The sequence below is a fragment of the Oryzomonas japonica genome (assembly GCF_008802365.1).
In the GTDB taxonomy this organism is placed as follows: domain Bacteria; phylum Desulfobacterota; class Desulfuromonadia; order Geobacterales; family Pseudopelobacteraceae; genus Oryzomonas; species Oryzomonas japonica.
The window spans coordinates 49,411-76,086 of sequence record NZ_VZQZ01000011.1; the positions used below are offsets into that span (position 1 = coordinate 49,411).

At 56.7% G+C, this 26,676-nt stretch carries 27 protein-coding genes and 1 pseudogene; 1 reads left to right on the plus strand and 27 read right to left on the minus strand.

The annotated features are described in order from the left end of the window. Positions 1-6: 6 nt before the first annotated feature. The 23 genes from F6V25_RS15270 to F6V25_RS15380 form a co-directional block, all read right to left on the minus strand. A complete protein-coding gene (locus F6V25_RS15270) occupies positions 7-2,016 on the minus strand; it encodes a hybrid sensor histidine kinase/response regulator (RefSeq protein WP_191966227.1) in 2,010 nt (669 codons plus the stop codon). Between the two features lie 46 nt (positions 2,017-2,062). Beyond that, the gene (locus F6V25_RS15275) at positions 2,063-3,406 is read right to left on the minus strand and encodes a sensor histidine kinase (RefSeq protein WP_151129486.1); all 1,344 of its coding nucleotides are present in this window, start codon (positions 3,404-3,406) and stop codon (positions 2,063-2,065) included. A 33-nt stretch (positions 3,407-3,439) separates the two neighbouring features. Further along, positions 3,440-3,589 carry a lmo0937 family membrane protein gene (locus F6V25_RS15280; protein WP_151129487.1) on the minus strand — a complete coding sequence of 50 codons (150 nt, stop codon included), beginning with the start codon at positions 3,587-3,589 and terminating at the stop codon, positions 3,440-3,442. A 102-nt stretch (positions 3,590-3,691) separates the two neighbouring features. Beyond that, complete coding sequence (locus F6V25_RS15285; protein WP_151129488.1) at positions 3,692-4,006, minus strand: BON domain-containing protein; 315 nt, start codon at positions 4,004-4,006, stop codon at positions 3,692-3,694. Positions 4,007-4,135: 129 nt separating this feature from the next. Further along, complete coding sequence (locus F6V25_RS15290; protein WP_246167068.1) at positions 4,136-5,266, minus strand: OmpA family protein; 1,131 nt, start codon at positions 5,264-5,266, stop codon at positions 4,136-4,138. Between the two features lie 976 nt (positions 5,267-6,242). Next, positions 6,243-6,767: a Spy/CpxP family protein refolding chaperone gene (locus tag F6V25_RS15295; RefSeq protein WP_151129490.1), complete on the minus strand. Its 525-nt coding sequence runs from the start codon at positions 6,765-6,767 to the stop codon at positions 6,243-6,245. A gap of 127 nt (positions 6,768-6,894) precedes the next feature. After that, on the minus strand, positions 6,895-7,074 hold the full coding sequence (locus F6V25_RS15300; protein ID WP_151129491.1) for a CsbD family protein: 180 nt from the start codon (positions 7,072-7,074) through the stop codon (positions 6,895-6,897). Between the two features lie 769 nt (positions 7,075-7,843). Next, positions 7,844-8,167, minus strand: coding sequence for a putative quinol monooxygenase (locus tag F6V25_RS15305; RefSeq protein WP_151129492.1), 324 nt, complete (start codon positions 8,165-8,167; stop codon positions 7,844-7,846). Positions 8,168-8,534: 367 nt separating this feature from the next. Further along, the gene (locus tag F6V25_RS15310) at positions 8,535-10,058 is read right to left on the minus strand and encodes a carotenoid oxygenase family protein (protein WP_151129493.1); all 1,524 of its coding nucleotides are present in this window, start codon (positions 10,056-10,058) and stop codon (positions 8,535-8,537) included. Positions 10,059-10,079: 21 nt separating this feature from the next. Continuing rightward, on the minus strand, positions 10,080-10,406 hold the full coding sequence (locus F6V25_RS15315; protein WP_151129494.1) for a hypothetical protein: 327 nt from the start codon (positions 10,404-10,406) through the stop codon (positions 10,080-10,082). Positions 10,407-10,592: 186 nt separating this feature from the next. Next, complete coding sequence (locus F6V25_RS15320) at positions 10,593-11,156, minus strand: hypothetical protein (RefSeq protein WP_151129495.1); 564 nt, start codon at positions 11,154-11,156, stop codon at positions 10,593-10,595. Positions 11,157-11,241: 85 nt separating this feature from the next. Then, positions 11,242-11,397, minus strand: coding sequence for a DUF3309 family protein (locus F6V25_RS15325; RefSeq protein WP_151129496.1), 156 nt, complete (start codon positions 11,395-11,397; stop codon positions 11,242-11,244). A gap of 390 nt (positions 11,398-11,787) precedes the next feature. Continuing rightward, the gene (locus F6V25_RS15330) at positions 11,788-11,973 is read right to left on the minus strand and encodes a PEP-CTERM sorting domain-containing protein (protein ID WP_151129497.1); all 186 of its coding nucleotides are present in this window, start codon (positions 11,971-11,973) and stop codon (positions 11,788-11,790) included. Between the two features lie 292 nt (positions 11,974-12,265). Continuing rightward, positions 12,266-12,664: a hypothetical protein gene (locus tag F6V25_RS15335; RefSeq protein ID WP_151129498.1), complete on the minus strand. Its 399-nt coding sequence runs from the start codon at positions 12,662-12,664 to the stop codon at positions 12,266-12,268. 12 nt (positions 12,665-12,676) lie between these two features. Next, positions 12,677-13,048, minus strand: a complete 372-nt coding sequence (locus F6V25_RS15340) for a hypothetical protein (RefSeq protein WP_151129499.1) — start codon at positions 13,046-13,048, stop codon at positions 12,677-12,679. A gap of 50 nt (positions 13,049-13,098) precedes the next feature. After that, complete coding sequence (locus F6V25_RS15345) at positions 13,099-14,052, minus strand: L-lactate dehydrogenase (protein ID WP_151129500.1); 954 nt, start codon at positions 14,050-14,052, stop codon at positions 13,099-13,101. A gap of 90 nt (positions 14,053-14,142) precedes the next feature. Continuing rightward, positions 14,143-15,114 (minus strand): ATP-dependent 6-phosphofructokinase, encoded by a 972-nt coding sequence (locus tag F6V25_RS15350; protein WP_151129501.1) that lies wholly within the window; start codon positions 15,112-15,114, stop codon positions 14,143-14,145. A 47-nt stretch (positions 15,115-15,161) separates the two neighbouring features. Next, positions 15,162-15,488 carry a hypothetical protein gene (locus tag F6V25_RS15355; protein ID WP_151129502.1) on the minus strand — a complete coding sequence of 109 codons (327 nt, stop codon included), beginning with the start codon at positions 15,486-15,488 and terminating at the stop codon, positions 15,162-15,164. A gap of 71 nt (positions 15,489-15,559) precedes the next feature. Continuing rightward, the gene (locus F6V25_RS15360) at positions 15,560-16,042 is read right to left on the minus strand and encodes a Spy/CpxP family protein refolding chaperone (RefSeq protein ID WP_151129503.1); all 483 of its coding nucleotides are present in this window, start codon (positions 16,040-16,042) and stop codon (positions 15,560-15,562) included. 149 nt (positions 16,043-16,191) lie between these two features. After that, positions 16,192-16,518, minus strand: a complete 327-nt coding sequence (locus tag F6V25_RS15365) for a BON domain-containing protein (RefSeq protein WP_151129504.1) — start codon at positions 16,516-16,518, stop codon at positions 16,192-16,194. 324 nt (positions 16,519-16,842) lie between these two features. Next, a complete protein-coding gene (locus F6V25_RS15370) occupies positions 16,843-18,600 on the minus strand; it encodes a putative bifunctional diguanylate cyclase/phosphodiesterase (RefSeq protein ID WP_246167069.1) in 1,758 nt (585 codons plus the stop codon). Continuing rightward, complete coding sequence (locus tag F6V25_RS15375; protein ID WP_151129505.1) at positions 18,600-20,090, minus strand: ATPase domain-containing protein; 1,491 nt, start codon at positions 20,088-20,090, stop codon at positions 18,600-18,602. The genes F6V25_RS15370 and F6V25_RS15375 overlap by 1 nt, the downstream gene beginning before the upstream one ends. After that, the gene (locus F6V25_RS15380) at positions 20,087-20,524 is read right to left on the minus strand and encodes a hypothetical protein (RefSeq protein ID WP_151129506.1); all 438 of its coding nucleotides are present in this window, start codon (positions 20,522-20,524) and stop codon (positions 20,087-20,089) included. The genes F6V25_RS15375 and F6V25_RS15380 overlap by 4 nt, the downstream gene beginning before the upstream one ends. Positions 20,525-21,680: 1,156 nt before the next feature. Between F6V25_RS15380 and F6V25_RS15385 the strand changes: the two genes are divergently transcribed. Further along, complete coding sequence (locus F6V25_RS15385) at positions 21,681-22,154, plus strand: hypothetical protein (protein WP_151129507.1); 474 nt, start codon at positions 21,681-21,683, stop codon at positions 22,152-22,154. Between the two features lie 97 nt (positions 22,155-22,251). Here the strand turns inward: F6V25_RS15385 and F6V25_RS17465 are convergent. From F6V25_RS17465 to F6V25_RS15405, 4 genes and pseudogenes are all read right to left on the minus strand, one after another. Further along, positions 22,252-22,353 (minus strand): annotated as a pseudogene (locus F6V25_RS17465) (UTP--glucose-1-phosphate uridylyltransferase); the annotation flags it as partial. A 91-nt stretch (positions 22,354-22,444) separates the two neighbouring features. Next, positions 22,445-24,172 carry a ubiquinone-dependent pyruvate dehydrogenase gene (gene poxB / locus F6V25_RS15395; RefSeq protein ID WP_151129508.1) on the minus strand — a complete coding sequence of 576 codons (1,728 nt, stop codon included), beginning with the start codon at positions 24,170-24,172 and terminating at the stop codon, positions 22,445-22,447. A 104-nt stretch (positions 24,173-24,276) separates the two neighbouring features. Next, the gene (locus F6V25_RS15400; RefSeq protein ID WP_151129509.1) at positions 24,277-25,284 is read right to left on the minus strand and encodes a cytochrome d ubiquinol oxidase subunit II; all 1,008 of its coding nucleotides are present in this window, start codon (positions 25,282-25,284) and stop codon (positions 24,277-24,279) included. Then, on the minus strand, positions 25,271-26,602 hold the full coding sequence (locus F6V25_RS15405; RefSeq protein ID WP_151129510.1) for a cytochrome ubiquinol oxidase subunit I: 1,332 nt from the start codon (positions 26,600-26,602) through the stop codon (positions 25,271-25,273). Before F6V25_RS15405 ends, F6V25_RS15400 begins: the two co-directional genes overlap by 14 nt. Positions 26,603-26,676: the final 74 nt, after the last annotated feature.

Consider the following 26,676-nt stretch of genomic DNA (forward strand, 5'->3'; position numbering starts at 1 on the left):
TTCCCCTCACCTGTCCAGTAGTGCCTCTTGCACCTTGACGGCCAGGTCCTTCATGGAAAAAGGCTTCTGGATGAAGTTTACCCCCTCGTCCAGCACCCCCCGGTGGGCGATCACGTCGGCCGTATAGCCGGACATGAACAGGATCTTCACGCCGGGGTACAGGGATAACAGCCGTTTCGCCAAGTCCCGGCCATTCATATCCGGCATGACGACATCGGTGATGACGAGATGTATCTCGCAAGCATGTTCCTCAAACAGCGCAACGGCCTCTCCCGGCGCGCCCGCAACCAACACCCGGTACCCCAATTCTTCCAGCATCATTTTTTCCACCGTCAAAATTGCCGGTTCGTCCTCCACCACCAGCACCGTCTCGCCATGGCCCCTGGGAATTTGTGCCTTCTTCCCCCGAGGGGAAACAACAGCTTGGTCGGCGTAGCGGGGCAGGTAGATTCTAAAGGTCGTTCCTTTGCCCGGTTCGCTGTAGACATTGATGAATCCGTTGTTCTGCTTGACGATACCATACACCGTCGATAGCCCCAGGCCGGTCCCATGGCCCAACTCCTTGCTCGTGAAAAACGGTTCGAAGATTTGGCCGAGAGTTTCCTTGTCCATGCCGTACCCATCGTCGCTGACGGCTAGCAGCACGTAGTCTCCTACGAGGAACCCGGCGTGTTGAGCGCAGTATGCCTCGTCAAAATAGGCGTATTCCGTTTCGATAGTGACCTTGCCGACATCGTCAATGGCATCCCGGGCATTGACGCAAAGATTGGCCAGGATCTGGTTGACCTGCACCGGGTCCATCATGACCGGGCAGAGCCCCTTCTCGGGCAGCCAGGCCAGGTCGATGTCCTCGCCCATGAGCCGCCTGAGCATGGTGATCATGCTCTCCACGTTCTGGTTCAGGTCGAACACCACGGGCATGATGGTCTGCTTGCGGGCGAACGCCAACAATTGCCGGGTGATATCCGTGGAGCGTTGTGCCGCCTTGAAAATTTCCTCAAGGTTGGCATGCAGCGGTTGGTCCGGGTCCACCTTGTTCATGGCCAGTTCCGTCTGGCCGAGGATCACGCTGAGCATATTGTTGTAATCGTGGGCCACGCCGCCAGCCAGAAGGCCGACCGCCTCCATCTTCTGAGACTGGCGGAACTGGGACTCCAGGGAAAGTTTCTCGGTGATGTCCTCAACCAGTTCGATCACCGCCTCCACCTCGCCGGACGAACTGAGGATCGGTGATGAAACGATGCGATAGTTACGCACGCCGCCTCTGTGTGTTTGATGCTTTTTCGTTGTACCCTCGTGGACCAGGCCGTCCCGTAGTGTCTTCTGGGTTGGACAGTCGTCACACACGGCATCGAGGGGCGGTTCGTTGAACGCATGGTAGCAGATGCTGCGCTGCCCCAGGTCGATGGCAGGGAACCATTCGCGCATCTGGCGGTTCAACTCAAGGAGCTCCATCTCTGGATTGATGAGGGCTACGCCGATGGCGATATTGTCGAGGATGCTGCGCGTCTTGGCCTCGCTCTCCGCCAAGGCCTTTTCGACCCGCTTGCGCGCGGTAATGTCGCGGATGTTGCACTGAATCACCTTGCCGCCGTCCACCAGGTAAACATTGCTGACAAACTCCACGGAAATGGGCTTACCATCGCAGGCTTTCAGGGGCAGATCCTCGTAACGGATGTATTCGTTGTCCTGTAGTACCCGGAAAGCCTCGCGAGAGGCAGCGATGTCTTTGAATTTGCCGACCTCCCAGATATATTTCCCGCATATTTCCTCGTACGAGTAACCGAGCAGCCGTATCAGGAATGGATTGACGTCAACCACCTTGCCCGAATCGGCATCGAGGATCAGGATACCATCCTTGGCTGATTCAAAGAGCCGCCGGTAGCGCTTCTCGGAATCCTGCAGCGTCGCCAGGGCACTATCCTTTTCCAATAGCGTTTTTTCCAGCAGGGCGACTTGCCGCTTCAGTTCGGCGTTGGCGAGGAGGATCTGGTGTTCGTTCCCTTTTTCCGGCATAGCCACAACCTCGTAAATTCGTGTCAGCCATGGGACGGCAGCCACGTCAAATCTGGATTCTGAACTCCGCGCCGCTCCCGGTATTGCGTACCGTAAGCTGTCCTCCCATACTTTTCTCGATGATGGCCTTGGACATGAAAAGGCCGATCCCGATTCCATTGTCAGACGACTTGGTGGTAAAGTAGGGTTCAAACAATCTGCTTATGATCTCGTCGGCGATGCCGCCGCCGTTATCAGTTATGGTGACCACCGATGCGTCCCCTTCCGCAAGGGAGCGGATCGAAATCAGGGCGTCGCTGACCTTGTGCCCGACCAGCGCATCCCGAGCGTTCATCAGGATATTCAGGAGCACTTGGGCGTATTCGTTGGGATAGCCGCTGACCATTGGATTTTCTCCCGCCTGAAAATCGACAGTTATCCGCTGATCCTGAAAGCTCTTTTCGATGAGGGAGAGCGTGCGCACGATCACCTGATTAACGTCAAAGGTGGACGGTTCCTTGTCGGACCTGAAAAAATTCCTGAAGTCGTCGATGGTCCGGGACATATGCAGGATTACATCCATGCTCTTTGCAACATTTTCTTCCAGAAACTCCTTGCTGAATGTGCCTGTGTCGTAGACGATCGGCAGCTCCTGTAGGTAGAGGCCGAGCGTATTCAACGGCTGTCGCCATTGATGGGCGATATTGTTGATCATCTCGCCCATAACGGCCCGGCGGTCCTGCAGGATCAGCATCTGGTCCTTTTGGCGCAGATCGTCCACGGCCCCGGAGATGCGCATCTCCAGGGAGCGATTGAGTTCTTCAAGTTCCCGTCGTTTTTCGGCGAGCGCCTCTTCGGCACGTCTGCGCCCGGTAATGTCGATGACCGCAGCGCGGCACCCCCTCCCCACCCCGAAGGCATCGGCCTCGATCTGCACGAAGATTGGAGGATTATCCCCCGCCGCGAGCGTCGTCTCACAGGACTCCCTGACCCGGCTCGCAAACACCTTGCGGAGGAATGCGGCAAAGTGCGGACGGGCTTCGCCGGCGACGAACTGGTCGAAGCGTCTGCCCATGAGCAGCGAGCGCTCTATCCCGAGAAGGCTGGCACCGCCCAGGTTCGCGGCGCGGATAACCCCGGCGCCGTCGAGGTTGAAGTAGCCGATCGGGGCAAAATCGTAGAGGTCGGTATACCGTTCCAGGGCCTTTTCAATCTCGTCCCTTGCCTGGCGCAACTCCGCATTTTGCATCTCCAACTCGATCTGGTGGACCTCAAGCTCGTGAACGAGCCTCTGCATCTCTTCCCCGCTCAGGGGTGGCTCCACTCCAGCCGCTTTCGCACGCAACCGTTCTTCCGCCTGGCGGCGCAGCTCGTCTGTTGTTGTCAGGCTCTTGCCAGAGGCGATTGCCATTGAGAAGCTCCCTTGTTCCTGGGTTTTCGAGGTCTACAGGACCTTTCGCCCTTGAATAATGCGCACCAGCACCACGACAATGGCAATTACGAGCAGGATATGGATCAGGCCGCCCATGGTATATGACGTAACCATCCCCAGCACCCATAACACGATCAGGATCACACAGATTGTCCACAGCATAGCATCCTCCCCGTTTCTTGGTGTTTTTGACTACCCCTGTTTGGCGTCCGGCAGTGCAGAAAAAAACCCGCCGGAGCGGGTCGTAAATCTGGGATCGTGCCGCTATTTCACAACCAGGTCGTTTTTCACCGATTCGACGCCAGTAACCTTGCCGGCGACCTCACCGGCCCTGGTAACGCTCTGTTGCGAATCGACAAAGCCGCTGAGCTGTACTACCCCTTTGAATGTCTTGACATTGATCTGCAACGTTTTCAGCGTTGCTTCGTCAAATATGGCGGCCTTTACCTTGGTTGTGATGACCGAGTCATCCACATACTGGCCGGTGCTTTCATGCTTTTGCGTGGCGGCGCACCCCAGGAAAGCGGTTATGAACCCCATGCAAACCAGTAATTTCATGATGCGATGCAGTTGAGCCATGATGTTCTCCTTTTCTGTTGAGCGGTAACCTTGCCAAGCAGTTCCGACCCACTACCATGCCGCACCGCTTTGCGGCAAAAAGCGAGAAAGGGCGTATCGCGGCACGCCCTTTTCGGATGCCTCTTCGCACTACTTCTTGATCACGCAGTCGATGATGGCGTTGATCCTACGGTTTTTCTGCCTCCCCTCGGGAGAGGTGTTATAGGCGATGGCACGGGTGGAGCCATATCCCTTGGCGGAAAGCCGTGAGCGTTCGATGCCATGTTTATCCGCCAGGTAGTTCACCACGTTTTCGGCCCGCTGCCGGGAGAGCTGCATGTTGTAATCCTGAGCTCCGACGTTGTCGGTATGCCCCTCGATCACGGCGGTGGTCGTCGGGTACTTCTTCATGTACTCGCCCACCCCGTCGATCTCGCCGTAATAGCCGGGTTTGATCTCTGCGCTATCCGTAGCAAATTCCATCTTCAAGGTCATGCAGAGCCTCTCGGCGGGCTGGGCGAGATCCTTGACATCGAGAGCACAGTCGATGATGGCTTCGATACGCCGATTTTTCTGTTTCCCGGCGTCGGTCGCGTTGTCGGCGATCGGTTTTGCTTTGCCGTACCCCTTGGCGGAGAGGCGGGAGGGATCGATGCCGAAATCATTCGTCAGGGACTTCACCACGCTCTCGGCGCGCCGCTGGGAAAGCTGCATGTTGTAATCGGCGCTGCCGACTTCGTCGGCATATCCCTCGATGGTGGCGGTGGTCGTCGGGTTTCTTTTCATGAATTCGCCGACCTTGGCGACTTCATCGTGATACTGGGGACGGATGTCGGCCCTGTTGATGTCGAACTCGATATCCAGGGAAACGCAGTATTTCATCCGCTCCGGGGTCGGTTCAGCGGCCGGGACCGCGAGAATAGCGGCTTCCTCCGGTTGGGGCGTCACTTCCCTGGTTGTTTGCGGAGGGCAGAGGGCATTAGCCAGTGCGGTAGCCTGTTTTGCCAGTGCGGCGCCCTCCTCGGTGTGGCATGCCCTGAATACATCGTAGGCGTGGTTCTTGGCATCCTCGGCGGCCTTGAATTCGGCAGGGCAGGTCTTGTCCTTTCCTGCCAGACGCGCCGCCTCAACCGCCCGATCCGCTTCCTGCATTTCGTAACGGATATAATGGCCAGGTATATCGCCGCGCTTTGTATTTACCTCGTAATTGGCACACCCGAAGAGCATGCCTGCGGAGGTTGCCGCGATCAGGAAGGAAGAAATTCTCCATGCTTTTGTCATGTCCATTGTTTTCTCCTTTTCAGAGGGTATCTGCCTACCTTCGGTCCTGTTTTTCTTCCCCGCCCCTTTCAGGTTTTCCCTGCTGGGGTCTGGATTGTTGTGGCGTCTCCTGGCGTTGCGGCTGTACGTGTTGTGGTTGAGCTTCCCGGGATTGCGGCCGCTGTTGTTGCGGCTGCTGCACCTCCCGTGATTGTGGCCTTGCGGGTTGAGATTGCGGCCGGAATTGTTGCGGCTGCGCCGCTCGGGGTTGCGGTCTCTGTTGTTGCGGTTTTGCCGTCTCCCGTGGTTGCTGCTTTACCGGTTGGGACTGCGGCCGGGATTGCTGCGGCCTGACCTCCCGGGATTGTGGCCGCTGTTGTTGAGGCCTGGTGACCTCTCGCGATTGCGGTTGTGCCTGGGATCTCGGTTGGACCGTCTGAGACGGTTGTTGTGATCGCGCTCGGGGTTTCAAACCCTGGACGCCCCACGTCTGTTGTTTCTCCCAATGCTTGTTCTTTTCCCAGCTGCGCCAGTTCCGTTGGACCTGTTGGTGGGGTATGCGCCGGTAGTTCCATTGATGGCCTTCCCAGCGATGATTCCGGTAGTCATTCCTCCAACCTGACGGTATTTCGGTATAGAAGGATGGCGTCCTCTGATAGTAGGACCAACCCGAGTCATAGAACCGTGACCGATACCAGCGTCCGTCCCAGGGACGCCACCACCAGCCGTTGTAGAAAAAGATGTCCGCATCTATGTCAGGCACGACATAGACATAGGTTTCAGGTATCACTATCATCTCTGGTGGTGAGACGAATACTATGGGCGGGGGCAGGGAAATGCTGATGCCCACCTCTACCCCGGCCATCACGGGAAGAGTTACTACCTGAACCAACGTAAAAATGAGTGTTCCCAAAAGTAATTTTTTCATGGTGTCACCTCACCATTAACACATGGAATGGCGTGTATTCATGGCAAGTCCTCCTTTAATGATTCATTGTTACTTCTTCAACATTCTCTTCTTTGGTGATTTTTTATCATCCATCTTCATGGACATCATCTTATTCATTTTTTTAAACTGTTCGTCCGTCAGGATACTCCTCATCTCTTTCATGCCTTTCAGCATTTCCAAATGATGGGCCGTTTTTATGTCGGCAATTTTTTTAACCGCCGCGCCGGCCTTTTCCAGGTCAAAATCCTTCACGTCCATGATTTCCATAAGCTCGATCTCTGCGATCTTCAGGTCAGCCTTAAATCTTGCCTGTTTCTTTTGCATTTCCCGATGGAGAGGTTTCATCTTCATGGTCTGATCTTCGGAAAGTCCCATCTTGTCGGCATGCTCGGCGCACATGCCCACCATGTCGCCCATCTTGTCCATAGTGCCCATTTCCATCGTCTGTCCATGCATCGCAGTATGCTCGTTCGCGGTCATAGCCATCATCTGTGAAAAGGCCGGTGCCGGAACGCCGAGTGCCAGCAAAGCTGCAACTGCCGCCGCGAGAGACATGGAATAGAGTGTTTTCATGGTATGTTCCCCTTTTCATTGGTGTCAGGTCGATTTCTAAACTCTTTTACTCCGAAGGCTCACGACCTTCGGAGTTTTGTGGCGTATTATGCAGGTGCCGTCCGGGCATCAGGGCATGCAGTTCTCACTACTTCCCCACAACCTTCTTGACTTGTCCTATTTTTTCCTGGACCTTGCCAGCTATCCTTTCGCTGGTGCCTTCAGCTTCCAGCTTTGGATTATCGCTTACTTTCCCGGCGATCTCCTTAACCTTGCCTTCCACTTGGTGAAACACGCCTTGCGCTTTGTCCTTCGTGCTGGATTTCATGATATGCCTCCCCACTTATTTTTGATTTGACGCTTGATCCGTTAGCCGAAGCCCTGCTTTCCGCAGGCGCTTGAGCGTTGCTTCTGGTCGCCTCTGGATGCCGCCGTTGAAATTATCAAAGATCGAAAGAGTGGCCGGGGGAATAAATTCCCACCTTGAGCGCCACGTGGTTTGCGGGTTTCTCCGCCGCCGATGTCGGTGATGCGATGCCGATCCGGGCAACGGCAAGAATCAGTTACAGAATACTTGTCGTTTTCATTAGCGCCTCCCTGACATGATGATAAGTTTCTTCGCTGCCAAATAGTTCCCACTCGTAAAGTTCTCTGTGCTGCTTTTTCATGGCCTACCTCCTAGAATAACAACAACCAAACTCTTGCAGAAAGTACGACCCTGTTCATGTTCTGCAAAGAAAGGTACATCGCAACGAACATGCCAGAGGAAAACGGCGAGCTATGGGGATTCAAGTATTCGATTGTACAGTGGTAAATGGTAAGGGATGGTTTTGGGGGCGGATGAAACCGTCAGTGCCATCCATCATATTTAACATAACTGCCATATATGACGGACGGTGCCGGGATAGCAGGTAAGCAAGAAAAAGGTTCGTCTGCGTTGACGAGGCACTGTCCATGATAACTGGCTAATTACCATTCGATGCCAAGGATCGGAAAAGTTCGGATTGTTAGAATCTGTCAAAAAAAGGCGGCACGGAGTTTACCGTACCGTTCCAACATCTCTTCCCTGGTGTGCGATGGGCTCCACTGGCCGCTTATCAACACGCCCGTGCCGTTTGTATCGCCTCTAACCCCGCCGAGGAGGAAATGGTGTTGAATCTGATCTCCGGCTCCTTGTCGAGCAGCTTCATGGCACCGATCAAAACACCGAAATGGGCGGACCTCAGATGGGTGCCCAGGTCCTCGCTGCTCTTCCACTCCTCCTTGAAGAAAAGAACGTTTTCAGCCTCGACATCCCTGTAGCAATTGCAGCTGATACACCCCTGCTCATGCCGAATCGGACCGAGTATCGCTGTAAAGGTTTGCAGGACCTCTTTCCATTTTTCCGGTGGCACGGTTATCGTGATGGTCGCATCGATCATGGATTTTTTCCTTGTGGCATGATGTGAAGTGACGAGGGAAACCTTGCGGCCTCAGCCTGAACTCCCGTAAGCCATGGCAATACACCTTTCGTCGTTATTCATTTATAGACTGACGTGAAGTCTGATTTTCACGAATGATCCTGCAATCAAATTGTGTTCTGTGAACGATACAGCGCAACAATCGAGCCAGAGAGTAATTGCAGGAGCATCGAGCCTAATGGGCCTATTTTAAAAGGAAAAACGCATACTGGGCTATGGGGAAACCGCCAGCGGAATCCGCCATATTTTACATGGCTGCCATATATGACGGATACCGTTGAGGGAAGAGCCTTTCGCATCCACAATCCAGGGGGCGTGCCGGCGCCGGTCAGGCGGCCTGCCACCAGCCGTGATAGCTGAACGGCACGTGGTGCCGGAGATGGATGCATGCCAGCGGACCGTCCTGGATATGTTCCGCATCCAGCAACGCCAGAAAACTTCTGCCGGTTCCGCCGTCGTAACATTCGGACAGGACCCAACCTTCCTCGGGAAGCGCCCCCGGTCGAGGTACAAACATTGGTTCGCTGCAAAAGGTACCTGCTCCGAAATCAATGCGGTCAATGCGACCGGTCAGGATGCTGAGCCGGGCCAGTCCGGTCCAGAAAAAAGCGCCCGTGCTGGCCTCGGCCATCCAGGCATGGCCGTAGGTATGGCAGAGGCGGCGCGGGTCTATGCGTGGCCACTCGAAACTCCCTGGGGAGAGGGGTTCCATCGTCAGCCGTTTTCGAGCGATATCGATACGATATCGCCGCAGGAGGCCCGGGTAGCGGTGTTCCCCTTCGCGCCCCTGCATGACGGCGCTGATGACCGGGTCTTTGCCGACAAAATGGTCCGGGTTGTCGTAGCCGATGAAGTCGGCGATGATCCCGACCCTGTCGTCACTGGCATTGATCGAGTGCCACATGAAGCAGGCTGGAGCTTCGAGCTGAAAGGGGGCCTGTGCCGGGTCGCGGGGGATCACCAGGATCAGGTTGCCCTTCTCAGGCCTCCAGCGCAGCGAGTCGGAGATACTGCGAAAACCGAGCAGGGCCGGCCAGAAGTCGATCTCCACCGGCTGCAGGCTGATGATCAGATAACGGGAGGAGGCGAACCAGTCGTGGATATAGACAAAGCGCGGCATTGCCAGTGCGCGGTGGTAGTTGAGCCGGCCGTCGCGCAGGAATACGGTGATGTGCAGCACGGGGGTGGCCCCGTACCGGACACCGAAATGCATCCATTCTCCGGTCAGGGGATCGATCTTGGAATGGGCCGAATAGATGGTGTCCTCAGGAGGGACGCCGAGGGAGGTTTCACCGATGGTCTCAAGGGTAGCCGGGTCGAGCGCATAGGGGTACGACGATTCGTCAAAGGCGTAGAGCTTTCCATTGACCAGATAGATCGTGATTCCTGCCTGGCTCTTGAGCCCCTCGGTCACCCAGAAATTGGCCGGCCAGCCACCGGGCGCCTGGGTGCTCCAGGAAGGGTGGATAAAACGCCCTGCCGCAGCCTCTGCCTTGTATTTGTCGGTCTGTACGAAGCGCGAACGGTAGTGGACGCCGTTCTCGTGGAAGCGGAAGTGCTGGATCAGACCGTCACCGTCAAGGATGGTCCGTTTGCGCAGACCTGCTCGCTCGAACAGACCGGGGCCGTTGCGGTAGAGAGCCCCCCGTAGATCGTCAGGTATTCTTCCGACGATGCGGGCCTCGTAGTCCTGTTTGATCGGAAGCGACTCTGCCAGGCCGTGGTAGGGAAGGCGATTCAGGCTGGCGACGAGGCCCGAGTCCAATCTGAGCGGAAGGCTGGCTGCGCATCCGCCCGTCGCCAGCCCTGTTGCGGAAAGGGCCGCTGTTTTCAGAAAGTCTCTGCGATTCAAGGACAATGCCCCCGCAGGGCGTCATCTTCCCTCATGATCATGTCTGAATTCCCCGCCCTGTTCACCTCTGCCCCGGTATCGGATCTCTCGTGGCCAGTGGGACCTGGGCAACTCCGTCCAGGGGCCGTTCCGCGATGTGGCATACTGCCAGCGGTTGTTCTGGTAGAAATAATGATAGCCGCTCTGGTAGTAGTACGGTTCCGCATCCAACTCGACGATTGCCGGAAGAGGCGGCACCAGGGGCGTTACGGCCACGCCGTAGCCCCCCGGTCCTGGCGACAGCATGCACGCGGCAAGCATGAAAACCGCGAACGACGCGACAACAGTCATAGAGAGTACATTTTTCATAGCTCCTCCGAGACAACAAGAACTCTCCTCTAAAAACCGTTGCTTACTCGCTGCCAAACATCGCATGAAGAGTAAGCAACGGTCCACGAAAGCTTACAACACAACAGCCATAACAGCTTTACATTGCTATCGGCATATCATTAATTCCTGCCTTCATTCTCTGATATGCCTTTGTTTCGGGAGAACCTACCGGTACCTGTTCAGATCCTTTTCCAGGGAATCAAGCCGCCGGGAAATGTCTGCTCTCTCTCCGGACGCAGCGAATCTGCCGTCTTCCGTCATCCGCAAATATTCTCTTCGAATGGAGTCCAGTCTGGCCTGATACTCTCTTCCCTCTGTCGGAGGCAAGCGTCCGCTGGTTCTTCCATCGTCAATTCCCCTCTGGAGTGTGACGATCCTGTCCGCATTCATCGGTTCCTCAATCTTCACAGGACGGGAAAAGGCCCTGTTTATCTCTTCTCCAAGCACATCAAGCCTTGTATTGAGGTTGTTCCATTCGGTCGCGGGGACCTTTTTGTCTCTCAACTCCGTGTAATCTGTCCGGATCCCCTTCAGCGTCTTCAGAAACATCTGGGATTGATCGGGGGAAAGCGCGCCGGTTTTCAGACCATCTCCAATCTTTTCCTGGATTACAACCATCTTGTTCTCGGCATTTCTTTCCGAATCGGGCCATGTGTGCATGGTGGCGCAGCCCGAAAACAACGCCAACCCCGAAACCATCGCCATTGTCATAAAAATGAGCTTCTTCATGTTGTTCCTCCTGTCTTTGGGTTAGCAGAATGGCAGGTCCATGCCCGCCACACCGCTTTTGCGAATTTCTGCACGTTTCGAACGCCTAAAGCCGGCCAAGCACCAACAGAATGATCAAGATCAAAAGGATCAAGCCGAGCCCGCCGCTCGGGTAGTACCCCCACTGCCGGCTGTGAGGCCAGGTGGGCAGCGCACCGAGCACCATCAAAATCACGACGACGATCAAAACTGTTCCTAGCATAGTGTTTCTCCTTGTATAAGCTAACCAATCGTCCGGCGGCGGCCCTTTGGAAGGCAACTTTTCGCCCAGGCTTTCACGGAAGACGCGATCGTATTTTTGCGCTGTCAAAAAGAGAAATCGCAACTACTATGCCAGTGGCCTCCGGCGGGTTTTGAGAGTTCAAGAGGCTGATTATGAAGGATAAATTTGGAATACCGGGGTGGGGCTGGAGGTAAAACCACAGCTAAATCCATCATATTTGGCATAATTGCCATATATGGCGGACCACGCTGACGGCTGTTCAGGGTAAGTCTTGCGGGCCGACGGTGCGATGAGTGTAATATCTGCCCAAAACGAATGAAGGCGTTGCATCCGCAGCGCCTTCATTCGCCAAACTGCAGCCGGTATGGGTCAGGCTTCAAGATTGTTCATGCGGCGTTTACTGTAGACGACAAGCGCGAACATGCCTATGCCGAGTAGTACCATGGTACCGGGCTCGGGTACGGCCTGCGAGTAATCGATAGTATATGCGCTTGCCACCGTGTTGAGCCCCAGTATCAACGCTCCCCCTGCCAGTAGTTCTGTTATTTTTTTCATAATTACATTCTCCTTTTAACGGTACTCCCTCACACGGGCTTAAAAGGTATATCGCAACGAGTACGCCAAAGTGGGCCAGAGGGCATCATGGATGCAACAGGCTGAATGAACAGGGATAAATTGAGAGAGGGCGTGCAGGTAAAAGAATAAACCGTCAACAAAGCCCTTCAACTTTGGCATAACTGCACTATATGGCGGACCACGCTGATGGCTTTTGGATGCATATCATATTACGATTCAAGGCATCATCTTGGCAAAACGTGCAGCACCTTCTCTTTGCGTCTTGATTTCATCACTTATTCCTTATGTGGAATTTGCCCAAAAGCATTTCTATTATATCGTTTTTCAGGTAACTCTGATTGATGGCATCCCGAGCCCAGGCTTCATTGCACCGGGCCAATACCGTTGCGGCCCCTTCCGCCACCGCCGGAATATTGCTCCAGAGAGCGTTACGGATCGACCGTAGTTCGTTGGGGTCGTTGTTTGCCTCGCCGGTTAGCTCCCGGCAATGGCGGCAGAGCATCGCGAGCGTATCCATGTTGGGTGACAGGCCGGGCTGGTAATCCCATACCCGTAGATCTTCCGTACTCCCGCACCATTCGCACTTGAACCCGGACCGTTTACCGATGGATCTGCCGAAGGAATTGATGGCGTCAATACGTTCATTGTTTGCCCGGTATCTCTTCGACATGCCTGCCTCGATTCAGACGATCTTGCACGGGATCAATTCATCCTCGTTGAACGAATAGACTGCACACATGCGGTGGTAACCATCCGCAATAATGACTTTGCCGTTGCGACCGTCTCTTACCAGCAGAATTGGCGACAACGACTTTCCGTCTTCGATTTTACCGCGGTCTTTCTCTACCTGGGAATTGCTGATCCCCAGCAACGACAACCCCGACGCCCTGAATATGTCCTTGGCCTTGAACGGGGAGACCGGGGTTGACTTCAGCTTGCTCACGATCGCCTCAACGGTCATTTTGTCATAGATGAGCGTGAGGTATGACTCCGCCGCCGGGTAGTTTTTTTCCTCGGGTTCCGGCAGCCATTTGATCTCGATCTGTTTACCCATGGCGCGGCTCCTTACCTCAGGTTGATGTATCCCGTTGATGATAGCGACGTCTATGCCGCGGGCGACATACCCAGCCCTTCGATTGCCCCGCGGACCACTCCGGCGCTGGCTTGGAGCGCAGCTTCCTCCCCAGGTGTCAGGACCGGCGGAAAGGTCGCCAGCACGCCCGCCTCTCCCACCAGATGCGGCAGCGAGACGGTCACGTCGCCTCCCCCCCACGACGCTGCCAGGGGGGTGCAGACGGTGAGGATGGCCCGTTGATCGCTGAGGATCGCATCGACGATGCGCGCCAGGGCGCTGCCGATCCCGTAATAGGTGGCCCCCTTGCCTTCGATGATGGCGTAGGCGGCCTTGCGCACGTCGTGGTCGATCCTCTGCCGCTGATCGGCATCAAACCGGACGCCCCGCAGGCGGCAAAACTCTTCCAGCGGTATCCCACCAACCGTCACGAGAGACCAGGTCAAAACCTCGGAATCGCCATGCTCACCCAGCACGTAGCCGTGGACATGGTGCGGGTCCACCCCCAGGTGACTCCCCAAAAGGGTGCGAAAGCGGGCGGTATCGAGCATGGTGCCGGAGCCGAGCACCCTGCCTGACGGAACGCCGTGCTCCTTCGCATAACGCGCCGCCAGATGGGTCATGACATCCACCGGGTTGGTGGCGATCACCAGCACGGCATCGGGTGCATGGGCGAGGACCTCCGGCACAACGGCACGAAACACGGCGGAATTCCGTTGCAGGAGTTCCAAGCGGCTCTCCCCCGGTTTCTGGTTGACGCCGGCAGCGATGATGACGGCGCGGCTCCCCTTCAGGTCGGCATAAGCGCCGCTGGTCACCTTCAGCGGCCGGGCAAAGGGGACGGCGTGGTAGATATCGTTGGCCTCGGCGCGGCTGCGGGTTTCATTTTTGTCCACCAGCACGATCTCCCGGCCGATGCCCTCCATCACCATGGCGTACGCCGCCGTCGCCCCGACAAAACCGCTTCCGACAATGCCAATTTTCATTCTATTCCCCCTTGGGTCCTGCGATTCTCGTCCGTTGCAGCGTCAGGGAAGAATCTCCGCCAGAGCGACAGACTGTTCTATTCTATCACCCTATTGCGCCAATGTCCGCGCAAGTTTCAGCAGGCCCAGGTCCAGCGTTTTCCTGTTGGTGACGACTTCGGCAAGCGGGGTGGCCGCGATTTCACCCTTGAGCAGTCCCACCAACTCCCCATGTTTGCCGTCGGCCAGTCGTTCCGTTGCCGCCGCACCGAGGAGGGTGCCCAGCAGCCGGTCAAACGAACCGGGTGCGCCGCCCCGCTGCACATGTCCCAGCCGGGTCATCCGCAACTCGAAGCCCAAACGCTCCCGGTGAGTCTGGAAGTAGAGCGCCATTCCTTCGGCATTGTAACGGGCGCCTTCGGCAACCACCACGATGGCGTGTGCCTTGCCGTTGTCGTAAGCAACACGCAATTCAGTGGCCACGACCTCCGGATCGGTCTCTTTCTCGGGGATCATGACCGCATCGGCCCCGCCGGCGATGGCGGCCATAAGGGCCAGGTAGCCGCAGGTGCGGCCCATCACCTCGACAAGGAATGCGCGGTGGTGGGAGGAAGCGGTGACCTTGAGCCGGTCGATCGCCTCCAGCGAAACGTTCAGGGCCGTATCCACACCGATGGTGACATCGGATCCATAGAGGTCGTTATCGATGGTCGAAGCCACCCCGACCACCGGGAAGCCGAGCAGGGACAATGCGTGCGCCCCTGCCTGGGAGCCATTGCCGCCGATAACGACCAACGCTTCGATCTCATGCCGGCACAGTTGGGACAGGGCTTTCATGCGCCCTTCAACGGTCTCGAATTCCGGGCAGCGAGCGCTGCCGAGCATGGTGCCGCCCTGTTGGATGATACCGCCCACATCCCGTGCTCCCAAGGTGAAGATCTCGCCGGCGATCAGGCCGGCGTACCCGTGCCGGACGCCAAACATACACCAACCTTTGGCGAGTCCGGTCCGTACGACAGCCCGTATGGCAGCGTTCATGCCGGGGGCATCGCCCCCGCTGGTCAGCACGGCAATACGTTTCATATAGTCCTGCTCTCCCGCGTTGCACCGGGCTTGGAGCCCCCTAACGGTTATCGAATGATGATGGGGGGGAGGAAAATGCGGATGCCCGGCGGCGGAGGCGGCGCATAGACAACCGGCGGCTCGACATAGACACGTTCCCGGTAGCCATAATAGGGGCGATAATACCCGCGCCCGCCTCGCACATAGTGGCGGTCGCGGCCGTAGCCCCGCCCTCTGTTCTCGTAACGACGGTCGTCATGCCTTTCCCCACGGCCACGATTACCGTCGCCCCTGGCCGGCGTCACGCTCACACTGCCGACCATGACGGCCAAAACAACCCCCATCATGACCTTGCCCGCCACGGACCTGAAATTCCTTATACCTGGTATTTTCATAATGTCGCTCCATGTTTGGATCGATTCCAATCGCCACACTGGCGTCAATCGTTGGATATCAACAGCCCCGATTATTTTATTCTCTGCTTTCCATGTTTCCCGGTTCGGAATATCGTATCGGTGGTCTTTTTCTGGTCATCGGACAAGCTGGCATAGAGCGCCTCAAAGGGCGGGATCAGCTTCTTCTGCTGATTGAGATGGGCTTCGGTGATCTGGCTGTGGAATTTCATGCGTTCGACAGCATTCATGGTTTTGGTCTTTTCACCATAGTCCTTGGTAATGGCGTCCATGTCCTTGGCATTTTCCCGCATCACAAGGGTGAGGTTATTCCACAACCCCTCCTGGGCGCCGGTAATCTTCAGAGCGCCCTGAAGCTCTTTTATTTTGGCTTCGGTATAATCGACAGCAGAGGTCCTGGCCGTCACCGCTGGTTTCTTTTTGCCGGAGGCGGCAAAAGAAGGGGTTGCATCGGCGAAGAAAATAGCGGATAGAAACGCCGCCATCGCAACGATGAGTGCGGCCGGGAAAGCTGCCTGATATATCTTTCTGTTCATGATCTGTCTCCTTATAAGTTCTCTTTCGTATTGGTCGCCGCCAAGCGGTTGGAAGCCAAAGGGTTCGCCATGCTAACCGAAGAGACGCCCCCATATTCCATAAATAAAACCCGCCGGAGCGGGTTTCAAACCCCCTTGATAGAATACCGTTATTTTACAACCAGGTCGTTTTTCACCTCTTTGACACCTGCGACGCTGCCGGCAACCTCTCCAGCCCTTGCAGCACTCTGGGCCGAATCGACAAAGCCGCTCAACTGGACGACCCCTTTGAACGTCTTGACAGTGACCTGCAGCGTTTTCAGCGTTTTATCGCCAAAGATCGCGGCCTTTACCTTGGTGGTGATGACGGAGTCATCCACATACTGGCCGGTGGTTTCGTGCCTATCCTCGGCTGCATACCCCGCGAGTGGGGCCAGCGGTGCGGCCACCAGCACGGAGCAGACCAACAATTTCAACATGCGATGCGATTTTGCCATGATGTTTTCTCCTTTCGGTTTGTGGATCATTGTTATGGCGTGAGAGCCTTTTCACTGCGCCCCGCAACCGACAGGAACCGGTTTTCATCGTCTTCATCCTGTTTTTCCCCGTTCCAGCCATGGGGCAAGGTAATATTCAGCGGTCGCGACCATGTGCTAGGTACAGAGCAACTAACGGGCCGGAGAAAACCAGCAGGCGCAAAGGACTCAAACATCTGATTATGCGACACAAAACAGAGAGGAGGCGTGCCGGGAGTGGGGAAAACCGTCAGCGGCAACCATCATATTTGGCATAACCGCCAAATATGATGGACCACAGAGAAACTAACATTTGAACGTCTTACCTGCCAGTAATGTGGCAAATTCCTCGGCAGGTACGGGGCGGCCCCAATAATACCCTTGGCCCTCTTTGCAATTATGGGATTGCAGGAAGGCAAGTTGGTGCTGCGTTTCTATGCCCTCGGCCACGACCCGTTGTTTGAGACTCATGCCCATTGCAATAATGGCACGGACAATGGCCTCCCCGGCATCGCCATCGATATCCTGCACGAACGACTTGTCGATCTTGAGCGTGTCGATGCGAAAATTCCGCAGATAGCTAAGGCTGGAATAGCCGGTGCCGAAGTCATCGACGGCAATCTGCACGCCAAGATGCTTGAGCGCGAGCAAGGTCGCTGCCGTCTGTTCCGAGTCCTGCATCAGCCCGCTTTCGGTCAACTCCAACTCAAGGTGGCGCGGGTCCAGGCCGGTGTCATTGAGGATTTCGCGGACGCCTGAGAGAAAATTTTTACCATGGAACTCCATCGGAGAGACATTGACCGCAATCTGACCGAGGTCGAGGCCAGCTTGCAACCAATCTTGGGCCTGTCGGCAGGCTTCATGCAGCACCCATTTACCAATCGGCAGAATGAGGCCGCACTCTTCGGCGATACTTACGAACTGCTTCGGAGAGACGAGCCGATGACGGGGCCGCTGCCAGCGGATTAGGGCCTCGGCACCGGTAATGGTGCCGGTATCGAGACTAACCTTCGGCTGGTAATGCAATACAAACTCCTGTTTTTCCAGCGCGCGGTGCAGCGCCTGTTCGATGGATTGCCGCGTGACCGCGCGGTCATTCATAGTCGGTGTGAACATCATGTATTTGTTGCGTCCGCTTTTCTTGGCCTGATACATCGCGGTATCGGCATTCCTGATTATCGCCTCGGCATCCTTGCCGTCGTCGGGGTAGAGGCTGATACCGATACTCAGGGTGGCGTGAAGCCGATGTCCATTGACGAGACACGGATGGGCCATGGCTTCGATTAGCTTTTCGGCGGAGAGGATCGCGCTTTGGGCATCCTCGACTTCTGTCAGTAACACCACGAATTCGTCCCCCCCCTGGCGGCTGACGGTGTCCGAGAGGCGGATGCACGCTTGCAAACGCTTTGCGACCGATTGAAGTAGCCGATCGCCGACCGCATGTCCGAGCGAATCGTTGATGTGCTTGAAGTGATCGATATCCAGATACATCAGGGCGACCTTCTTGCCATAACGCCGTGCGAGCGTGATCGACTGCGCCAAGCGGTCGGACAACAATGCGCGGTTCGGCAAACCGGTGAGAAAGTCGTGCTCGGCCATATAGGCCATCTGCACAGTGGTCTGCTCGGCGGCATCGGCCATCGTCTGGGCGCGAACCGTCGCGACGACCAGTCGTTCGTTAGCTTCGCGCAATTGCGCCGCGGTAGACTTGATGAGAGCAGCCTTTAACCGTGCTTTCCCCACTTGACTGCGCATGGCCTTCTCACGTTGGCCGGCCATCTCCTCACGTTGGCCGGCCATCTCCTCACGTTGACCAGCCATCTCCTCACGCTGACCGGCCATCTCCTCACGCTGGTCGACGATCTTTTCGCGCAAGTCCACAACACCTTCACGCTGGCTCGCGTCCTCTTCGCAACTAAGGACGGTCCCTTCGTCGGCAAGTACCTCGGTTTCGCGTTTTACGAAGGTTTCAACTTCGGCCGGGGCCAAAGCCAGCGCGCTTTTGGTGGGTTCAAGCGGTTGCCCGGCCGCATCTATCAGACGCGTGGGGTTCTTTTTGCCCATTATGATTTACCTTTAACAACCGGACCGGCCGTACTCTTCCGCATAGGTTGTCCGCCGAGGATTCCCTCGTAATCGAGCACCGGATCGCCGATGACGATAGTGCCGTCGATGATCTCAAACAGTCGAAGTTCATTGCTGTGGGCGCTACCGCGCACCTTGACGACCGCCATGACCCGCTTCAGGCGGCTCGCAACTTCAATGTAGCGCTGGACTATGATTGCGTCGGTGAGAAATGCCGACCCATAGGGGCTAAACCGCAGATCGGTATAGCGGTCTTCAAGTTCCGACGTCATCAACACCGTCACGCCGATGTTCGACAACACCGCAACCATCCGAAACAACGACTCGCGAAAGTCATCGCGAAAGCTCGGCGCCACCGCCAGTTCGAACCCGGACAGCGAGTCGATCACTACCCGGGTGGCTTTCATCCGATGAATGAGTTCGATCAGATGCTGAACAATCTCGTCGATGGATAGATCCAGCGAGCGGGTATTGATCAAACCGATGTGCCCGGCGCGGACCATGTCGTCGATCGTGCTGGTCCGCGACTGACTCGGCGTTTGCTCAAACGCGACGATTACGCCCGCTTCGCCCCGGCGCACGCCTTCACTCAGGAAGGCCGTGGCCAAAATGGTCTTACCCGATCCCGACGGCCCCGCGACCAGCAATGAATAACCCGACGGCAAACCGCCGCCCAGCATCTCGTCAAGGCCAGCTACGCCCATGGTCAACCGCGATTTGTTGCGCTTCGGCCCGGCGCTTTCCGACGCGTCTCCGGTATCATCCCGTACGAGTGCCGCCGGAAAGATTTCGATCCCGACGTCGGAGATGCGGAATGTATGCATCCCCGGTCGGATCTCCTGGCCGCGCATTTTCATAATTTGCAGCCTGCGTACCATCGAGTTGCGCTGGACGCTTTGCTCCATCGAGAGCAGGCCATCGGCCACCGTAAAGACCGGATGGGCGCCGCGCTCCGATAAATATTCCCCGACCAGAAAGGTAGTGGCCTGCCAACCGCTCAGCTGTATACCGAGCCGCTGGATAAACTGTTGCAGGCTGATCGCGCCCTTCGGTTGACATTGGGCCTCCATCATCACAGAGCGGAAAGAATCGACAAAAACCAGCCCCGGTGAGAAATCCTCGCACTCCTGGGTAATGCGCGCCAGCACGTGGTCGAAATTGCCCATTGCAATATCGTCGCTCAAATTTACAAAACGGATAGACTCATCGATCTTCTTGAAGTCGAAAAACGTAAACTGCTGCTGATAGCGTAACATCTTCAACGGTGGTTCACCGAGTACCGTAAAGAACAGCGCCGGCCTCTCAGGAGTCGCCAAGTTAAACATAATCTGGTGGGCCAACGTCGTCTTGCCGGAGCCGGGAGCACCGACAACGAGATTGAAAGAAAATTCCGGAAGCCCGCCGCCCAGGATCTCATCGAGCCCCGGTACGCCAGTGGCGAGCCGTCGGATGGTCACTTTTTTGTTCATGAGATACTCTCCTGTTCAGGCACCGGTGACGAAGACGCCCAAACCGGTCCCAACAGGCGCTCGGTCAAGGATTCTCCAATCAAGGTTGCCAATAATTCGGTGAAGGTCACAAGCAGGGTATAGCTCGCCTCTGCGGCGGCATCCTTCTCGCAAGCCTCAAGACGGGCCTTGAGGCTTGCGAGCACAGTTGCATTCTCCTCGTGATCCCATGCACTCGAAAGCCACGGGAAGGCGGTGCTCGTCAGGTGCAGTGAGCGCTTGAAGAGAACATCGACGCCCAGTGTACCGATCACCGGTGTGAGCCGGATGGCCACGAGGCGCCACGTGCCGAGGGCGGCTTCGGCGACCGCGCTTGCATCGGGAGTGTCTCCGGCGCGGAGCACCAGCGTTTTTCGTATCGCTTCGCGACACAGTTTACGGTCCGTTGTAGGCATTGGCATTCTCCCCTAGACCGGTTCAAATGATGAGAGAACATCAGCAATTACCGCGCCAGCGAATGAAAAAACACCCTGCCACATTCACCAGCCAATCAGTTCAGCTGGGATGTTGGTAGCTTTCTGGAACCATTCGGTAATGGGTTTCATGCTTCAACTCTCCATAAAACAGCCACTGATCTTTCAGCAATTACAAGGCAACTAATGCGCCAAAGAAGATCTGTATATTTTGAGCGTTCAAGACCCTGATTATATTGAAACAAGTAAAAACAAACGGCGCACGAGGAAGCAAAACTGCCGATCATGGCCGCCATATTTGGCAAAACTACTAAATATGATGGGTCCACCACTATAGATCATTGAAATATGTAGTTTATTTAAATGGTTATATTTAAGTATTTTCAAAAGTGATCTGGCCGCCGCGCACGTTAATACCCGCCAAACCATAATCCGCCATATATGGCGTTTATGTTAAACGTGGCGGATTTCGGTGACGGCTTTCCCTGTCCCTGTAAGAGTTTCATGCAAATTATGTTTGTGAGATCATCGTGTTGCGTTTGTAACCTCCGTAGGTTTCATCTGGCTCGTTCGTTGCTACATGATTTATTAGATGAAAAGATTAAATTTGACGTACAGGGAGAACAAACAAAATGGACCACGCAAAAGACCAGAACAAGGTGACTGCCTCCAGCAAAGAGAACATTGCAGCTAATGACCCCTGCAAAGGGACCGGCAAAGAAAAGGCTCCCTGCTCCACAGATCAGCAGAAGCAGCACGCCCCCATCACGGAACATCATAAATAACAGGACCATGGGGATATGAAACGAGGCGGCCTCCACCAACAATGCTGGAGGCCTCCTTACGTAAATAGGGGTATAATTAATGGAAAGAGGTATCAGGAACAGGGAAATGAGGTGTGGCAGATGAAAAAACGTATCTGGGCCAGAGTGGCAATCATGCTAATTACCATCTCGACGCTGTCCGGGTGTATCTGGTGGCCGTATGATGACGGTGGCGGCCGTGGCCGTGGCGGCGGGGGAAGAGAAGGCGGTTATCATGAAGGACATCGCGGCGGCGAAGAAGGCGGCCGCCGTTGATCGCGACACCAGGTAACATCGCTTCAGGATGGAAACGGCCAAATGAGCGGAGGCATACGATGAAAAGAGCCTTGATACTCCCGTTGCTGTTCTTGTGCAACACGGCTGCGGCCGATGGGGGGACCTACACATGGGTCGACGGCCAGGAGGAGGATGTCACCAGCCGCGATCCCAAGGTTCTGCAGGAATTGCGGGAAGAGGTTGAAAAGCCGCACCAGGATGAATGCACGCTGCCCCGGGTCGTCACGACAGCCGAAAGCGAGCAGGCACCGGGACGTCAACAGGAAATCAAGGGGCACCTGGGGGGCGATCAAACGGACCCCACGCCGCCGAGCATGAAACAGCCGGCATCGCTGCCGCCGGACGAGCAACCGAAAGAAACGCCGGCCGGTATGAAGCAACCGAAGCCGCTGCCGCTGGGGGATCAGCCGAAAGGAACGCCAGCGGGGATGAAACAGCCGAAGCCGCTCCCCCTGGACGATCAACCGAAAACGATGCCGGCGGGCATGGAACAACCAGCGGCGGTAAAATAGGATCAGAAGCGAAACGGGAGGGCCTAGTCCTCCTGTTTTTGTGGTCGGTGAGGGCGGGCCGGGAACATGGCCGTCCGGAGCCGGCTTCCCACCCATGTCATTCTTCCGGGCGCTGTTTGAGATCTACTCTGAATTCGATGTTGAACTCATCCCGCTTCAGCGCCATATCCACCGTTGCCTTCAAGAAACCCAACTTGTCCCTGCCACTCGCAATCAGACTCAAAGAACCGTTCTTGTTTCATATGACGGACTACGCTGACGGCTAACAGGTACAGACCAGAGGCCGTATTCTAACGAAATAGATTGATCTTCGCCAAATCGACGATTTCGTCGCCGTGCCCGCTGAGGACCGCTTTGAGCATGAAGAGACCGAAACCGGTCATCTGCTCAAGACTGACCGTGGGAGGCATGGAGAGTTCCTGCCGGTGGACGAGGACTTCGACCAGAGCGGGCCCGTCATGTTCGAGAGCCCGGGTAATCATCGTTCGAACCTGATCCGGTGTTTTTGCAGTCAACCCCAGAATTCCCGAGGCCTCGGCGATCTTTGCAAAATCGGGATTATGCAGGTCCGTGGCAAACTCCAGGATGCCCGCCGCTTTCATTTCCAGTTCGACGAAGGCTAGAGCGTCATTTTTGAAAACAATCACCTTGACCGGCAACTGTGCTTGACGGAGCGACAGCAAATCGCCCATGAGCATGGCGAGACCACCGTCTCCGGAAAAGGAGATGACCTGGCGACCGGGATGACTGGCCTGCGCACCGATCGCCTGCGGGAGGGCATTCGCCATGGACCCGTGTATAAACGAACCGAGTAGCCGCCGGGTGCCGTTCATCGACAGGTAGCGTGCCGCCCAGATCGTCGGGGTGCCCACATCGCACGTGAAGATGGCATCCTGGTCGGCAAGTTCGTCAAGCACTTTGGCGACATACTGCGGGTGGATATGCTTTTCTCCCGGTTTCTCCGCCGTGAGCTCGTCAAGGCCCTTCTGCGCCTTCCGGTACTGTTCGACCGACGCCTTCAAATGCCCATCGTCGATCGTATCCGACAGTTTCGGCAAGAGGGCGAGCAAGGTCGTTTTCGCGTCCCCCACAAAGCCGTAATCGACCTTCGTGCGCCGGCCGAGCTGCTCTCCGCGCCTGTCGATCTGTACGATCGTCGCATCCCTGGGGTAAAACTGCTGGTAGGGAAAGTCCGTTCCGATCATAAGCAAGAGTTCGCACGTCATCATTGCCTGATAGCCGGAGGAGGTTCCGAGCAGGCCGGTCATGCCCACGTCAAAGGGATTATCGTGCTCGACGAACTCCTTTCCTCGCATCGTATGCACAACCGGAGCTTTCAGCCTGCCCGCGAGTTCGATCAATTCCTCGTGAGCCTCGGCGCAGCCGGCTCCGGCAAGTATGGTTATCTTCTTCGACGTCGTGAGAACCTTCGCCAACTCTGTCAACTCGCTATCTGATGGACTCATACCCGGTTTCGGTTCAGGAAAATGCAGGCGCGGTTGTCGTTCAACGGCATCGCGCAAGCCGATATCTCCCGGCAGGGCAATCACCGCAACGCCGCGTCGCGAGATCGCGGTTTGCATGGCAATTTCCAGGATGCGGGGCATCTGCTCGGGATGGGAAACCTGTTCGCAGTAATGACTGCACTGGGCAAAGAGATGTTCCGGATGGGTTTCCTGAAAATAGCCGCTCCCGATCTCATTGCTCGGAATCTGGGCCGCAATGGCCAGTACCGGAACACGGCTGCGATGGCAGTCGTAAAGCCCGTTTATCAGATGCAAGTTCCCCGGTCCGCAACTACCCGCGCACACCGTCAAATACCCGGTGAGATGCGCCTCCGCTCCCGCCGCGAATGCTGCGGTTTCTTCGTGTCGCACCGGAATCCATTGAATGTCGTTTCGCGCACGGATCGTTTCGGTAATCCCGTTGAGAGAGTCTCCGGCTAATCCGTAAATCCTCTTCACCCCTGCCGCAACCAGGGTGTCAACGAACAAATTGGCCACTGTTTTCTTCGACATATTGCTGCCCCCGCCTATTCTCTTTCATTTTTATTACGTGCCGTGGCAAGCCTGTCACCACGTCCGACAGTGCCAACTCTCCGTTACCGGTTTTGGTCATACCATCACTGGGGGAGTTCTGGATTCGGTTCGCCGCGAAACGTCCAGTACAGGAGCAGAAGTGACGGCGCGAGGATGACAATGCCGATAACAAGCACCAGGAAAAAGGCCCGGAGCGTGGCGGAAGGCGCCGCTGCTGCGACGATGGAAAGCTGCCCCATAAGGAGGTCCGGATACATGGCCGCCGCGAAACCGGAAATCGTCAGGGTTACGGTCCCCACGGCCGCTATCTGCGCCCACGGAAACCGGCACCTCCAGAGCAGAATCTGGGTCGTGATCCCCCCGATCACGGATAGGGCGACAAAGGTGATTCCCCGTGGAGCCAGCAGACGGCTGGCAAAGAGGGGGGCATGGGCCATGGCGACCGGAATTTCCGCAGCGGTCAGGATGCCGAGCACCAGCCCGGCGATTATTCCCTGCCGTCTGAAATCTTTCCGCAACGCTCCCTCGGTGCGCACCGTCATGTAGATCGGGGCCAGGTAGGCGCAGATTGCTACTGCCGCCAGTCCCCCCACCAGAGTGAACGGGTCGATCCAGAACCAGGGCTCGGCCTGTACCCGGCCGTCTGCGATGACTATTTTCCCGGTGGCGGTGGCGGTCACCGCCATCCCCAGGGCAAAGGGGGCCAGAATGCTCGACACTGCGAAGGTGCTGACCATGAAGGGGATGTGCTCCCCCGTCTGCCTGCCGAAGTGGCGGAAGGCAAAGGCCGCCCCGCGGAAGTTGATGCCGATCAGGGCGATCACGAGAGGGAACAGCAAGACGGTGAACATAGCGGCAAATCCCTTCGGGAAACCGGTGAAGAGAGCCACCACCACGAAGATAAGCCAGACGTGATTCGTCTCCCAGACCGGTCCGATGGCATGGAAAAGGCTATTCCGCTGCTCCCGCGCCCGGGGGCCGGAGGCGAAGGCCGTCCAGACGCCGCCGCCGAAATCCGCGCCGCCGAAGACTGCGTACATGACAAGCCCCAGATAGACGGCCCCGGCCGCCAGGTTCTCAAGAGTCCACATGCCGTCCCCCTTGTGTCGTTCCCCCACCCGCTCCAATCGGTGCCGGCCGCAGCAGCAGCTTCAGCAACCCGGCAGTCAACGCCAGGTAGATGATGAGAAACGTGAGGAGTACAAGACCGATGCCGGTCTGCTGCGTCACCCCATCCGCCACGCGCATTTGCCCTCGGGCGATCCAGGGCTGGCGGCCGAATTCGGTGACGAGCCAGCCGCTTTCCAGGGCGATCATCCCGAACGGGGAGGCACAGAGGAGCGCTCGGAGCGGCCATTTACCCAGCGGCACTTCCCTTCGGCGCCAGCGCAGCCACCAGAACCAAACGGCCGGCGCCAGCATGATGAAAGAAGAGCCTACCATCAGGTCGAAGAAGGGGTGGACGAACCGCGGGTCCGGGGCGGTTCCGGGGGGAAAGGCGTCGAGCCCCTCGACAAGGGCATCGGGATCGCGATGGGCGAGGACGCTCAGGAGTTTGGGGATCTTTATGCCGTACCGGACCTCGCCGGAAGCGGGGTCCGGCCAACCGCCAATGAAGAGCGGCGCCCCCCTGGTCGTGGGGAAAAGGGCTTCCATCGCCGCCAGCTTGGGCTTTTGCTGCACGGCAACGGCCATGGCCGCCCAATCCCCGGAAATCAGCATGAGAGGGAGGGATACGGTGGCAACGGCCAGGCTCAACGTCAGGGCGCGTTTGCTGTAGTCGCTTTCGTGACCGCGCAACAAGGTCCACGCATAGATGCCGGCCATTGCAAAGCCGGTGGCGACATAGGCGGCCAAGGTGCCGTGCACCGCCTCATGCGCCCATGCCGGGTTGGCAAGGGCCAGGAAAGGCTGCACGTCGCCAAGGACGCCGTTTTCGATGCGGAAACCCGCGGGGGTGTTCATCCAGGCGTTGGCGCTGATGACGAATACCGCCGAAGCGGCGGCGGCAACGGTAATGGGGATGGTGCAGAAAAAGAGCATCCGGCGGGAGAGCCGTTTCTCGCCGTAGATGTACAGGGCGAGGAAGATCGCTTCCGTAAAGAACGCAAACCCTTCCATAGAGAAGGGCAGTCCGATGAGGGGGCCGCTGAACGCCATGAAACGGGGCCACAGCAGTCCCAGTTCAAAGGAGAGGACGGTACCGGAGATTGCGCCGATGGCGAACAGCAGGCCTGCCGGGCGGACCCAGCGACGGGCAAGCCGGTGGTAGAGGTCGTCTCCGGTGCGAAGGGACAGGCCTTCGGCAATCATCAGCATGAGCGGCAGTCCGACCCCGATGGTCGCATAGATGATGTGGAAGCCAAGCGAAATGCCCATCAGGGCCCGTGCCGCGAGAACGTTATCCATACCCCTTCCTCCACCACCCCGCACTTGACAAATAATCAAGACTCCATATTTTTTCTAAAAAATGCAGATTTTGC